Below are 13,283 nucleotides of genomic sequence, written 5' to 3'. Positions count from 1 at the left end.
CTCTGTTTTATGAGTTACTGTAGATCGCAAATTCCGATGAATAATAAACCCGAAATCACTGCCCCTCCGGCCACAGGAACCATAGAGATTGGACCACTTACGCCAAACCCGTTTGATAAGAGAGCTGCAACTAACATGCCGGGCAATAAGCCTTTTAGAATAGAGAAAATAATTGGATAGATTATTACTTCAGCCTTGAGTGCATGTGGTACACCTGACTTTTCACCAATCAAGTGAATAAGAACCCAAGCTATCGTCACTGAAACAAGATAGGAAAACAGCGCTAGGTGCAAAACAACCATCGCGTTGTCCATCACCGCACCGCCTCAATCGGTCCCTCGGCGCTGCCACTGATAAACTGCTCCACATAAGGATCACCCGAGGCGTCCATCTGGCTGACCGGGCCGGTCCATTGGATGACGCCTCCGTGCAGCATGGCCACGTTGTCGGCAATCGCGCGGACGGAACTCATGTCGTGGGTGATGGTCATCGCGGTGGCGCCCATCTCGGTCACGATCTCGCGGATCAGGTCGTTGATGACGCCGGACATGATCGGGTCGAGGCCGGTAGTGGGCTCGTCGAAGAAAATGATCTCGGGCTCGGCCGCGATGGCGCGAGCAAGTCCCACACGCTTCTGCATGCCGCCCGACAGTTCGGACGGAAATCGGTCAGCCACATCGGATTTCAGCCCAACGCGGCGCAGTTTTTCGATGGCGATTTCGCGGGCGTATTCGGCGGGGCGCTTCAACGGTCCGCGCAAAAGGCGGAACGAGACATTCTGCCAGACGGGCAGGGAGTCGAACAGCGCGGCCCCCTGAAACAGCATTCCAAAGCGGGCGAGGAACTTATCGCGGTCGCCTTTTGTGGCGTCCTTGCCGTTCACGTAGATCATGCCGCTGTCGGGTTTGATCAGACCCAAAATACACTTCAAAGCCACCGACTTCCCGGTGCCCGATCCACCGATGATAACCATCGAGGTGCCTTTGGGGATCTCAAGGCTCATGCCCTGCAGAACCTGATTGTCGCCAAAGGCTTTCGTTACGTTCTCCATCCTGATCATACCGAGAAGAACACCCCTGTGAGAATGAAGTTGGCGGCCAGAATCATGATCGCGGCGGATTCGACCGAGGACTTGGTAGCGCGGCCAACACCCTGCGCACCGCGGCCCGAGTTCATGCCGTAGTAGCAGCCCATGACTGCCGCAATCAGACCAAACGCAGCGCCTTTGACCAGCGACGATACGATGTCCTTGACCTCAAGGAAATTGACGGTGTTCAGAAGGTATGTCGCTGCGTTGAAGCCAAGGTTTTGCGTTGCGACCACATAGCCGCCTGCGATGCCGATGATGTCTCCGATCCCGACCAGAATAGGCACAGTGATCAGGGCCGCCAGAACGCGCGGGGCGGTGAGGTATTTCATCGGGTGGGTCGATAGAGTGACCAGCGCGTCGATCTGCTCGGTCACTTTCATGGTGGCAATCTCGGCAGCGATGGACGAGGTCACACGCGCGGCGATCATCAGGCCGACCAGAACGGGGCCAAGCTCACGCACCATGCCGATGGCAACAATCTGAGGCACCACGGCCTCAGCATTGAAACGTGCGCCGCCTGCGTAGATTTGCAGGGCGAGTGCGCCGCCGGTGAAGATCGCGGTGAGCCCGACGACCGGTAGGGACAACCAGCCGACGTTCATCAGAGCGACCAAAAACTCGCGCGGGTAAAATGGTGGCCGAAAAACGTGCGAGATCGCGTCCAGCGCGAACACCGCCACCTTGCCGAAAGTGGCGAGCAGGGACAGGACAGCGCGGCCCAGCCCACCCAGCGCGGCCAGAGGGTTCATTCCACGTATCCTCGGGAATAACGCGCGCCGAGCGACGTCAGGATCTCATATCCGATCGTTCCAGCGGCTTCGGCCAAGTCATCGACGGTTTGGTGGCCGTTCAGGATGCGCAGGCGTTCGGGGTCTTCGGGCAGGTCTGTGACGTCGACTGTGATCAGGTCCATCGAAATGCGTCCAACCACGGGGCAGGGTTTGCCGCCGGCAAAGGCGTCGATTCCACCGCCAATCGCCCGGTGCAGCCCGTCGGCGTATCCTGCGGCCACTGTCGCGATGCGCGACGGACGGCGGGCGGTCCAGCTGTTGCCATAGCCAACCGATTCACCGACCTCGACAGAACGGACCTGAACAACGGGCAAATCGACCGTCACCACGGGTTTCGCGTCGGAAAACGGCATCCCACCATAAAGCCCGACGCCGGGGCGGCAGAATTCAAAATGAAACTCGGGTCCAAGCAGAGTACCGGCAGTTGCCGCCAGGGACCGCGGAGCAACAACGCCTTCGGTCATTTCCCGGAAGGTCTTCAGCTGTTGGCGGTTCATGGGATGCTGGGGTTCGTCCGAACAGGCAAGGTGCGACATGACGACGACAGGGTTCAGCGGCTCGGCCTTCGGGCGCAGTTCTGCCCAGTCCGCAGGTTCCAGCCCCAGACGGTTCATGCCGCTGTCCAGCTGAATCCCGAAGGGGCGGTCCGGCAGAGCTTGCTGATGGCGCAGGAATTGCTCGGGCGAGTTGATCAGCGGCGTCAGGTCGTGATCGCGCAGCAGATCGGTGTCGCCTTCCATATGACCCGAGAAAACGCCGATCATCGGACCAGGACCGATGGCCTTGCGCACAGCTGCGCCTTCCTCGGCGACAGCAACAAAGAACTTGCGGACGCCTTCTTCGGCCAGGGTCGCAGACACCGGTCCGGCCCCAAGGCCATAGGCATCAGCTTTGACCACGGCGCCGGTCTCGACTTCGGTTTTTGCATCCAGCGCCCGCCAGTTGCTGGCCAGCGCCTGAAGATTGATCGTCAAACGTGCGGTACTCATGGCTCTGTTCATGACATTGGATCACGGCAGGTCAAGGGGGTAGGCGGCGATTAATGCAATCTTGACCGGGAAGTTGGGCAACTAATGGCCAGTCGTGCAAGCCATTGGCGAAAAAGAGGTTGTGCTCACCCGTTCGAGTCTCATCCTTGTACTCAGGTGGCTGTGTTGCAGTCCGCAGGGTATGAATCGAGGTTGTGATGAAACTGACCGCAGAGAAAGAGGAATGGGTCGATGCATTGCCCGATCTGTTCAGACAGGTTTTTACTGCCTCTGAAGGCAAGGATGAGGGAAAAGCCATCAGTGAGTTGGTAAGGGATTTGCTGTCGACTACACCCGATGAAGACCTGTTCGCGGCCATCGCTCATGATGGTCCTCAGCCGCTGGGCTGCATTCTGTTTTCGCGCCTGCGTTTTGATCAGGATCCTCGCCAGGTGTTTCTGATGTCACCGGTGGCTGCTCGGACGGATCGGCAGAAGTCGGGTATCGGGCAAAGGCTGATCCGCTTTGGACTGGACGAGTTGCGTCGTCACAGCGTTGATTTTGCCGTGACCTATGGTGATCCGGACTATTACTGCAAAACGGGGTTTCACCCGATTACCGAAGGCTTCGCTCCCGCACCTTTGCCGCTAAGCCATCCGCACGGCTGGCTGGGGCAATCGCTGAAGGAGGGCGAGACGGCCCCATTTAAAGGGCCATCCCGTTGTGTCAGTGCGTTTAACCGACCTGAGCTTTGGTAGGGATCAGTACCCTTCGATCTCGCCGCCCTGTTGCCAGGGTTTGACCAGGTTACCGAAGCGAGTGAACTGAGCCTCGAACGAAAGCTCGACCGTTCCGATGGGCCCGTGACGCTGCTTGCCAACGATAACCTCGGCCTTGCCGTGCAGACGTTCCATCGCCTGCTTCCACTCTTCCATTTTTTCCAGCTCGTGATCGCCGGGCTTTTCGCGTTCCTTGTAGTATTCCTCGCGGAACACGAACATCACCACATCGGCGTCCTGTTCGATCGAGCCCGATTCCCGAAGGTCGGACAATTGCGGGCGCTTGTCGTCGCGGCTTTCGACCTGACGGCTAAGCTGGGACAGTGCGATGACCGGTATGTTCAGTTCCTTGGCGATGGCTTTCATACCCATCGAAATCTCGGCGATCTCGTTCACACGGTTGTCGGCCATACCACGGCAAAGCTGCAGGTAGTCGATCACCAGCAGGTCCAACCCATGCGTTCGTTTCAACCGACGTGCGCGTGCGGCCAGCTGCGAGATCGGCAGGGCAGGGGTATCGTCAATGAACAGGGGGCAAGCCTCCAGATCCTTAGCGGCATCCACGAACCGGCGGAACTCGGCCTCGGTCATGTCACCTTGACGGATCTTGTGCGAGGAAATCTCGGAAGCCTCGGCCAGAACACGACCCGCAAGCTGTTCCGCGCTCATCTCGAGCGAGAAGAACCCGACCACGCCGCCGTCAATCGCACCCTCGGACCCGTCCGGCTTGGTGCCGCGCTTGTAGGCTTTGGCCACGTTAAACGCCACGTTGGTCGCAAGCGAGGTTTTCCCCATCGACGGGCGACCTGCAAGGATGATCAGGTCAGATGGGTGCAGACCACCCAGTTGCTTGTCCAAGTCGGCCAGACCGGTGGAAATCCCCGCCATGCCACCACCGCGCTGGTATGCTTCATTGGTGACGTTGACGGCTTCTGTGACCGCCTTGAGGAAGGATTGAAATCCCTGTTCGGTCTGGCCCTGCTCGGATAACTGATAAAGCTGCTGTTCGGCTTCGACGATTTGCTCTTTGGGTTCGCTGCTTATATCGACCCGCGCCGCCTTGTCCGAGATGTCCCGGCCCAGCCGGATCAACTCGCGCCGGATGGCGAGGTCATAGATCATCTGGGCGTAATCGTGCACGGCAAAGGCACTGATCGAGGCACCCGCCAGCTTGACCAGATAGGCGGGGCCACCCAGTTCCTTCAGGCCTTCATCTTCGGCCATGAAGGATTTCAGGGTAACGGGCGAGGCCAGCGCATTCTTGGCGATGCGTGTGGCGGCGACCTCGTAAATCCGGGCATGGACCGGGTCATAGAAATGTTCGGCCCCGATGATCGAGGCAACCCGGTCATACAGGTCGTTGTTGGTCAGGATCGCACCCAGAAGCTGCTGCTCGGCCTCGATGGAATGCGGCATGGTTTCGGCGTTCTGAATCTGAGCCGCCGCCTGCTCGATGCTGCTTATCTCGTTCATTGCTGCTCTCATCATCCCCTTGGGCAAGGTCCATAGCGCGGCCTTGCCTCGCGGGGCAAATTGTATGTTTTCTGGGGATATTCTGTGTATATCTCCCGACCCCACTATCTTGAATTGGAAAGGGGTCGGACGTCAACATATTGTGCGAACGCGGTCAGTTTTGCCGATACTGTTTCTGGTGTGAAAACAGTTTTCGTCGCGTCAGGCTTTGTTTGCTTCCTGCCAGCCCCGCGGGTCGTTCAGAAAGGCTTCGACGCCCTCAAGTGTCTCTTGGTCAAATGCTTTCTGCGCTTTGGCTTCGGCCAGCACATCCCACCAAGTGCATAGGTGGTGCAATTGTACGCCGTGGTCGCCGAGGGTTTTTTCGGTCTCGGGGAAGATGCCATAGTAGAAAATGACCGCTGTATGCCCGCAAGTCGCGCCGGTTTCACGGATCGCGTCCACGAAGGACAGTTTTGAACCGCCATCGGTCGTCAGGTCCTCAACCAGCAATACACGCTCGCCTTCGCTCATCGCGCCTTCGATACGGGCGTTGCGGCCGTAGCCCTTGGGCTTTTTGCGAACATAGGTCATCGGCAGCGCCATGCGCTCTGCAACCATTGCAGCGAAGGGGATGCCCGCAGTCTCACCACCGGCAATATTGTCGAACGCCTCGAACCCCGCGTCACGCATCACGGTAACAGTCAGGAAGTCCATCAGGGTCGAGCGGATACGCGGGTATGAGATCAGCTTGCGGCAGTCGATATAGGTCGGGCTGGGCAACCCGCTGGCCAGGGTGAACGGCTCGCGCGAGTTGAAGTGGACGGCCTTGATCTCCAGCAACATCCGCGCGGTCAGGCGGGCGATTTCGGTGCTGTCGGGGAATGAACTGGGGATCATAACGGTACCTCTGGGCTGAATGGCATTGCGGGCTGATAGCCTGTCCCTTGGCCCAGAGTCGAGAGGGTCGCGCATAAAAGAAAAGCGGACCCCCAAGAGGTCCGCTTAGTGCCCTTGCGGGCAGAGCATGCCAAGGTGGGCTCAGCTGCTCATGTCATAGGCTCGTTCGCCGTGTACCGACAGATCCAGCCCGTTTGTTTCGGTCTCTGCGTCTACGCGAAGCGGGGTGATCAACGCAACCACCTTGATCAACACAAATGTGACAACTGCCGTAAAGACACCCACGATCACCAGCCCGCCCAACTGCGCGGTCCATGCACCCAGGCCGAAGACAGCGATCATGATGGTGCCAAAGATGCCACCCACACCGTGCACGGCGAAGACGTCCAGCGTGTCGTCAATGTTCAGCTTGTTACGGATGACGTTGACGGCCTCCTGGCACAGCACACCAGCCACCCCACCGATTATCAGCGCCTGAACCGGGTCAACATAGCCCGAAGCGGGGGTGATCGAGGCCAGACCTGCAATCGTACCGGTGACCAGACCGACCATCGACGCCTTGCCGTATTTGATGCGTTCGTACAGTGCCCATGTCAGCGACGCGGTGGCGGCCGAGATATGCGTGACGGTCATCGCCATCGCGGCACCGCCATCTGCTGCCAACTGCGAACCGCCATTGAAACCGAACCAGCCGACCCAAAGCATCGCGGCACCGATCATGACAAAACCGGGGTTGTGCGGAGGCGTCGTGCGGTTGCGGCGCGGGCCGAGCACAACGGCGATGATAAGCGCGGCCAGACCTGCAGTTTCGTGTACAACAATGCCACCTGCAAAGTCGCGGACGCCGATCTCTCCCAGAATACCACCATCGGTCAGGATACCGCCGCCCCAGATCCAGTGAACAACCGGTGCATAGCACAGCAGCATCCACAGGCCAGAGAAGATCAGGACAAATCCATAGCCTACACGTTCCACGTAGGCGCCAACGATCAGCGCCGGGGTGATGATTGCGAAGGTCATCTGGAAGGCGAAGAACAGGATCTCGGGCAGGGTTCCCGACAGGCTGTCAGCATCGACACCGTTCAGAAAGGCTTTGCCCAGGCCGCCCCAGAGGCCCGAACCGCCGTCGCCAAACGCGATAGAATACCCTGCAACCAGCCACAGGATGCTCATTAAACAGGCAATGCTGAAGCAGTGCATGAAAACACTCAGCACGTTGCGGGCGCGCACAAGGCCGCCATAGAACAGGGCCAGGCCCGGCAGTGTCATGAACAGGACCAGTGCGGTTGCTACTATGATCCAGGCGGTATCGGCTCCATTCATCAGCCGGTCTCCTCTTCAGCTTGCTTAGCGGGCGTTGAAGCCGAGAGTGAGCGGGGAAAAAAGAGGCAGACCCTGAATTTGGCGCCTGTTTTTAGAGCCTTTTGCCAACCGGTGATTAAATGGGCGTCAAAAAGCGGACGGTGCTTTAATTTTGTGCAAGGGACGAAAGCCCCTGCGATAGCAGCCCAAGAGCGTGATCGCGTGCGGCACGGCGGACATTGTCACGACCGGCTGCGCCGAATTCGACCGTCTCGGTAATCGTTGGCTGCCCGTCAGCGGCCAGGCCAAAGCACACACGCCCTTCGGGTTTGAATTCTGACCCACCGGGGCCAGCGATGCCGGTGATGGAAACTGCAAGCTGAGCGTTGGAGTTTTTTAACGCCCCTTCTGCCATTTCCTGAGCGACTTCTTCGGAGACCGCGCCATGGGCGTCCAATGTCTCTTCTCGAACGCCCAGCATCTGTTGCTTTGCCTCGTTCGTGTAGGTAACGAATCCTCGGTCGACCACCGCCGAGCTGCCGGGAATATCTGTCAGCGCTGCGGCGACCATCCCGCCAGTGCAGCTTTCGGCTGTGGCGATCATCACGCCTTGTGCCTTGGCGCGGTCTAGGAGGGCGGGGACGTTCATAGGCCCAGAACTCCGTGCGAAATGCCTGCAAGTATCAGAACACCGATACCAGCAAAGACACCCGCGATGACATCGTCCAGCATGACGCCCATCGCGTCGCCTTTGCGATCTGCCCAGCCTACCGGGCCGGGCTTGGTGATGTCGAACAGGCGAAACAGCAGGAACCCTGCCACCCAACCGGGCCAAAGCGCCGTGATCTCGATCCCATGCGCCCAAGACGGGTAGGAGATGGCCCAGAGGGCAATGAACTGACCGGCGACCTCATCAATGACGATTTCCGAAGGGTCGTGATCATCCTTGCCTGCGGTCATAACGCGGGTGGCCCAGAGGCCGGCGAAGAACGCGGCAATGGTGGCAAGGACCAGCAAGGGAAACCCGCCCATTGTGTGCAGAGCCCAAGCCAAGGGGAGGGCGACCAGAGATCCCCAGGTCCCCGGTGCAGGGCGCAGGTAGCCGACGCCGCAGACCGTACCGATCATTCGCGCGACACTCATGACTTCACCAGACATGCCGTGGCCAGCGAAGCGATGCCTTCGCTACGACCAGTAAAACCCAGGCGTTCCGATGTGGTCGCCTTGACCGAGACCTGATCTGCGCGCAGGTCCATAATCCGCGCCATTTCCTCTCGCATGGTGGGCGCATGGGGCCCGATCTTCGGGTATTCGCAGACCAACGTGCAGTCGACATTAGAGATAGCGTACCCCATCTTCGCGGCCAACTCGACCGCGTGGCGCAGGAAGATCTCGCTGGCGGCGCCCTTCCATTGCGGGTCCGAAGGCGGGAAGTGCTGGCCGATATCGCCCTGCGCCAGTGCGCCATAGATCGCATCGGTCACGGCGTGCATACCAACATCCGCGTCCGAATGACCCTGAAGGCCGCGATCATGCGGCACCTTCACACCGCAAAGGATCACGTGGTCTCCGTCGCCAAACCGATGCACGTCGTACCCGTTGCCCAGCCTTACATCCATGTCCGTTCCCAATATGCGTTCCGCCCGGGCAAAATCCTCGGGTCGGGTGATTTTGATATTATCTGCGTCGCCAGCCACAATAACCACGTCCAGACCCGCAGCGCGCGCGACTTCAACATCATCTGCCGCCCCTCCGGGATGCGCTGCATGCGCAGCGACAATTGCATCATAATGAAAGCCCTGCGGAGTTTGTGCGGCGAACAGACCGCTCCGATCCTGCGTTCCTGTCACGACGGCTCCTTCTCCGGTCCAGAGCGCATCGGTCACCGCCAGACCCGGCGCGGCGGCTGCGTGCGTGGTCAAAGCATTCAGAACATCCTGAATTGTGCGACTGCTGATACACGGGCGGGCGACATCGTGAATCAGGACGTGTTCAACCTGACGGTCGCTTAGGGCACTCAGCCCGTTCCGCACAGAACCTGCGCGATCGCTACCGCCTGTGGCCAACAGCAGGTCTGTGTCCGAGAACTCATTCCACGCGGGTGCATCATCCTCAGACAGCACTAGCACAATATGGTCCACCTGTTCTCGAAACCGGTCGATGGTCCAGTCCGCCACGCGGCGTCCTGCAAGTGGTCGCCACTGCTTTGGAACACCCCCTCCGGCGCGCAATCCGCGTCCTGCGGCGACGATGATTGCTGCGGTGGTCATGACGGCAAATTCTCCGGTGATTTGAGCGCAGTGTTTAAGCTGCGGTGAATGCAGAGGCAATCACCCACGTAAAGTTGCCTAAAAATTGTGCATATGATGATTTTGCAGGCTTGTTTGCTGCCGTTTTGTTGTTCATATGCGGGGAATTCGATATCTAAGCCGTAACTGCCCAAGGATTAAGCACGTTGACTCTGCAACTCGCTGACAAAACCCTGAACCCGCCTGTCATGCTGGCCCCGATGGCCGGGATTACCGACCGGCCGTTCCGTGATCTGGTGATGCGCTTTGGCGCGGGCATGGTCGTGAGCGAAATGGTCGCCAGTCAGGAAATGGTTCAGGCCAAACCCGGCGTGCGGGAACGGGCAGAGCTGTCCGCAGACGTCGAAAACACTGCCGTTCAACTGGCCGGGCGTGAGGCGCATTGGATGGCCGAGGCAGCCCGTCAGGTCGCCGACCGTGGCGCACGGGTGATCGACATCAACATGGGCTGCCCGGCTAAAAAGGTCACGAACGGGTACTCCGGGTCGGCCCTGCTGAAAACGCCGGATCACGCGCTGACGTTGATCGAAGCGGTGGTCGAGGCCGTAGATGTCCCTGTGACGCTTAAGACCCGCTTGGGGTGGGATGACAGCTTGCTGAACGCGCCGGACGTGGCACGCCGGGCGCAGGACGCGGGTATTCGGCTGGTCACGATTCACGGCCGAACCCGGTGCCAATTCTACAAGGGCCACGCCGATTGGCATGCGATCCGCGCGGTGAAAGAGGCGGTTTCGATCCCTGTCATCGCGAACGGTGACATCGTGGATACCGAATCAGCTCGCACCGCGTTGGACCACTCTGGCGCGGATGGGGTCATGGTTGGGCGAGGCGCGCAGGGCAAGCCATGGTTGCTGGCTCAGATGTGCCACGACCTTTACAGCGCGCAAGCGCCGGTCATTCCTGCGAACGGCGAACTGATTGACATGGTGCGCTATCACTACGAAGCGATGCTCGGCTTCTACGGTGCCGATCTGGGCCTGCGCGTGGCGCGCAAACATCTGGGTTGGTACATGGATGAAGCCGGTACGCCGGCCACTTTGCGTCGCGCAGTTTTGACGTCACGGGACACCGACGAGGTGCTGCGCCTGCTGGGGGATGCGCTTAGTGGAGATGCGGAGGCAGCCGCATGACTTCAGATCAAAGCATCTGGACCTCGCTGCCTGTTCCGGCCTTCATCATCGATGCCGACGACCGGATCGCAGACGTGAATTCCGCAGGCGAGGGGTTTTTGAACGCGTCCCGGAAATCTGTCATCGGACATCCCGTCTGGGATCAGATAGCCGTGGATGCGCCGCTGGAAGAGGCTTTTTTGCGTGCGCGTGAATATGGCACGCCGCTGTTTGTAAATGACGTGGATGTCGGTTCGGGCAATCGTGCGCCGCTGCAATGCGCATTGCAGATCGCGCCGCTGCTGGGGCATCCGGGATCGATGATCATGACAATGTCCCCGCGTGAGATGGCAGGTAGGATGACACGGGGCAACACCGTAAAGTCGGCGGCACAGTCCGCGATTGGCATGGCCGAGATGCTGGCGCATGAAATCAAGAACCCATTGGCCGGGATAACCGGCGCAGCCCAACTTCTGAGTATGAACATCAGCCAGCAAGACCTTGAACTGACTGATCTAATTGTGGCCGAAAGCCGCCGTATCGTGAAGCTGCTGGAGCAGGTTGAACAGTTCGGAAATCTCTCGAAACCGGATTTCAAACCCGTCAACGTTCATGATGTTCTCGACCGTGCACGACGCTCGGCGCTGTTGGGGTTTGGCGCGCATATGACGATTGTTGAGGATTACGACCCCTCGCTGCCCTTGGCCTATGGTGATCCGGATCAACTTTTGCAGGTGGTGCTGAACCTTCTAAAAAACGCCTCCGAAGCGGCCGATCCCAAAGGTGGTACAATTCGCCTGCGGACGTATTTCGAGCATTCCTTCCGCCTGCGACGTAGTGATGGATCAGGATATTCTTTGCCCCTTCAGATCGAAATCATCGACGATGGGCCTGGACTGCCGGACAAAATACGCAGCGACATTTTCGACCCGTTCGTATCCGGCAAGGAAAACGGCACCGGCCTCGGGCTGGCGCTGGTCAGCAAGATTGTCTCGGACCACGACGGTTGGATTTCCGCCGAGTCGGTGCCGGGCAACACAGTATTTCGCCTGTCCCTCAGACGGGCGCCTCGCGACACAACATAAGGCAGCTGGCCAAACGGCCGGAGACTAAGGAGAGCACCTGATGGATGGAACCGTACTCGTCGCAGATGATGACCGCACGATCCGAACCGTACTGACACAAGCTCTGACACGGGCCGGGTGCAAGGTGCATGCGACATCCTCGCTGACAACTCTGATGCGTTGGGTCGGCGAGGGAAAAGGCGACGTCGTGATCTCTGACGTGGTCATGCCGGACGGGAACGGGTTGGAGATGCTGCCAAAGATCGCTCAGGATCGGCCGGGGCTGCCGGTTATCGTGATCTCGGCACAGAACACTATCATGACGGCCATTCAGGCGGCTGAGGCTGATGCCTACGACTATTTGCCCAAACCTTTCGATCTGCCAGACCTGATGAAGCGCACGGCGCGCGCGTTAGAGCAGAAGCAGCGCGTACAGGCGGATGCGGTTGCACCTGCGGAAGATCGGCCCGAGGAACTGCCGTTGGTTGGACGGACACCGGGAATGCAGGCGCTTTATCGGCTGGTGGCGCGGGTGATGAACACCGACCTCTCCGTGATGATCTCTGGTGAAAGCGGAACGGGTAAGTCACTGATAGCGCGAGCCATTCACGATTTCTCGGACCGGCGGACTTTGCCGTTTGTAACGGCGACTGCCGGTGATCTGCGCGATTTGGAAGGACCTGCGCGCGTTATGGCACGGGTGCGTGGCGGCACGCTGCTGATCGATGAAATCGCCGATATCGAGGATGAGCTTCAGGCGCGTATTGTCCGCATGATGGATACGCCCGGCGATCATGTTCCGCGATTCATGGCGACCAGCCAATCGGATCTGACCGAGGCAATGGAGAGCGGTCGCGTCCGTCAGGACCTCTATTACCGCCTGTGCGGTGCAACCATCCATGTGCCGGCGCTGCGCGAACGGGTGGATGATATCACCTTGCTGGCTGATCATTTCCTTGCCCGTGAAGAGCGTGAACAGGGCGTAAAACGCTGGCTCAGCCCCGAGGCCATAGAACTCGTCCGGCGATACTCCTGGCCCGGGAATGTACGGCAACTCGAAAACGCAATCCGCCGTTTGAGCCTGACCAGCCGGGCCGAGGAAATCTCGAAAGCCGAAGTCGAGATGGTATTGGGCAGCCAGCCCGAGGCCGAACCTGTGCTGGGCGATGGAGAGCGCGAAAAACTGTCGGCCTCGGTCGCCCGCCACCTGCGCCGCTATTTTGATTTGCACGGCAATTTATTGCCACCGCCGGGCCTGTATCAGCGCATCCTGCGCGAGGTCGAAGCCCCTTTGATCGAACTGGCGCTGGACGCAACCGGCGGAAATCAGGCGAAATGTGCCGATTTGCTGGGGATCAACAGAAATACGCTGCGCAAAAAAATTACAGATCTCGATATTCAGGTGACACGGCGCCGCAAACTGATGTAATATCGCCACACAAAGCGTGGCATCCGGGTACGCATCCGGCAAGGACCACGAGATATGGCGGTAAGCCGCGCAAGCGGCACATCAGGATGA

Annotated in this window: 14 protein-coding genes; 4 read left to right on the top strand and 10 right to left on the bottom strand. The window is 59.2% G+C overall.

Features of this window, described 5'->3' with window-relative positions:
- Nucleotides 1-14: 14 nt before the first annotated feature.
- The 4 genes from ACR0J0_RS00805 to alr are packed head-to-tail and all read right to left on the bottom strand — an operon-like array spanning nt 15 to nt 2,870.
- Nucleotides 15-314, bottom strand: a complete 300-nt coding sequence (locus tag ACR0J0_RS00805; RefSeq protein ID WP_480660521.1) for a hypothetical protein — start codon at nt 312-314, stop codon at nt 15-17.
- Nucleotides 314-1,060, bottom strand: coding sequence for an ABC transporter ATP-binding protein (locus ACR0J0_RS00800; protein ID WP_480660519.1), 747 nt, complete (start codon nt 1,058-1,060; stop codon nt 314-316). The genes ACR0J0_RS00805 and ACR0J0_RS00800 overlap by 1 nt, the downstream gene beginning before the upstream one ends.
- On the bottom strand, nt 1,057-1,839 hold the full coding sequence (locus tag ACR0J0_RS00795) for an MlaE family ABC transporter permease (protein WP_480660517.1): 783 nt from the start codon (nt 1,837-1,839) through the stop codon (nt 1,057-1,059). Before ACR0J0_RS00795 ends, ACR0J0_RS00800 begins: the two co-directional genes overlap by 4 nt.
- Complete coding sequence (alr, locus tag ACR0J0_RS00790) at nt 1,836-2,870, bottom strand: alanine racemase (RefSeq protein WP_480660515.1); 1,035 nt, start codon at nt 2,868-2,870, stop codon at nt 1,836-1,838. The genes ACR0J0_RS00795 and alr overlap by 4 nt, the downstream gene beginning before the upstream one ends.
- 197 nt (nt 2,871-3,067) lie before the next feature.
- On the opposite strand from alr, the gene ACR0J0_RS00785 reads away from it, so the two are divergent.
- Entirely contained in the window at nt 3,068-3,607 is a 540-nt protein-coding gene (locus ACR0J0_RS00785; protein ID WP_480660514.1) for a GNAT family N-acetyltransferase, read from the top strand.
- 3 nt (nt 3,608-3,610) lie between these two features.
- Here ACR0J0_RS00785 and ACR0J0_RS00780 read toward each other — a convergent pair whose 3' ends face one another.
- The 6 genes from ACR0J0_RS00780 to ACR0J0_RS00755 form a co-directional block, all read right to left on the bottom strand.
- Nucleotides 3,611-5,101: a replicative DNA helicase gene (locus ACR0J0_RS00780; RefSeq protein ID WP_480660512.1), complete on the bottom strand. Its 1,491-nt coding sequence runs from the start codon at nt 5,099-5,101 to the stop codon at nt 3,611-3,613.
- Between the two features lie 201 nt (nt 5,102-5,302).
- A complete protein-coding gene (locus tag ACR0J0_RS00775) occupies nt 5,303-5,980 on the bottom strand; it encodes an orotate phosphoribosyltransferase (protein WP_480660510.1) in 678 nt (225 codons plus the stop codon).
- A gap of 141 nt (nt 5,981-6,121) precedes the next feature.
- Nucleotides 6,122-7,303, bottom strand: coding sequence for an ammonium transporter (locus tag ACR0J0_RS00770; RefSeq protein WP_480660508.1), 1,182 nt, complete (start codon nt 7,301-7,303; stop codon nt 6,122-6,124).
- Nucleotides 7,304-7,448: 145 nt separating this feature from the next.
- Entirely contained in the window at nt 7,449-7,931 is a 483-nt protein-coding gene (locus ACR0J0_RS00765; protein ID WP_480660506.1) for a CinA family protein, read from the bottom strand.
- The gene (locus ACR0J0_RS00760) at nt 7,928-8,425 is read right to left on the bottom strand and encodes a phosphatidylglycerophosphatase A family protein (RefSeq protein WP_480660504.1); all 498 of its coding nucleotides are present in this window, start codon (nt 8,423-8,425) and stop codon (nt 7,928-7,930) included. The genes ACR0J0_RS00765 and ACR0J0_RS00760 overlap by 4 nt, the downstream gene beginning before the upstream one ends.
- Nucleotides 8,422-9,552 (bottom strand): bifunctional 2-C-methyl-D-erythritol 4-phosphate cytidylyltransferase/2-C-methyl-D-erythritol 2,4-cyclodiphosphate synthase, encoded by a 1,131-nt coding sequence (locus ACR0J0_RS00755; protein WP_480660502.1) that lies wholly within the window; start codon nt 9,550-9,552, stop codon nt 8,422-8,424. The genes ACR0J0_RS00760 and ACR0J0_RS00755 overlap by 4 nt, the downstream gene beginning before the upstream one ends.
- Before the next feature lie 185 nt (nt 9,553-9,737).
- Here ACR0J0_RS00755 and dusB point away from each other — a divergent pair, with 185 nt between their 5' ends.
- From dusB to ACR0J0_RS00740, 3 genes are read left to right on the top strand one after another with little or no spacing between them, the layout of a single operon-like run.
- Nucleotides 9,738-10,721, top strand: coding sequence for a tRNA dihydrouridine synthase DusB (gene dusB / locus ACR0J0_RS00750; protein WP_480660500.1), 984 nt, complete (start codon nt 9,738-9,740; stop codon nt 10,719-10,721).
- Nucleotides 10,718-11,785, top strand: coding sequence for a two-component system sensor histidine kinase NtrB (locus tag ACR0J0_RS00745; protein WP_480660498.1), 1,068 nt, complete (start codon nt 10,718-10,720; stop codon nt 11,783-11,785). The genes dusB and ACR0J0_RS00745 overlap by 4 nt, the downstream gene beginning before the upstream one ends.
- A gap of 40 nt (nt 11,786-11,825) precedes the next feature.
- The gene (locus tag ACR0J0_RS00740) at nt 11,826-13,193 is read left to right on the top strand and encodes a response regulator (protein WP_480660496.1); all 1,368 of its coding nucleotides are present in this window, start codon (nt 11,826-11,828) and stop codon (nt 13,191-13,193) included.
- Nucleotides 13,194-13,283: the final 90 nt, after the last annotated feature.

This window comes from Ruegeria sp. BF12 (assembly GCF_056538705.1).
Note: the sequence above shows the minus strand (reverse complement) of the source record. Positions and strands in the feature narration are given on the sequence as shown.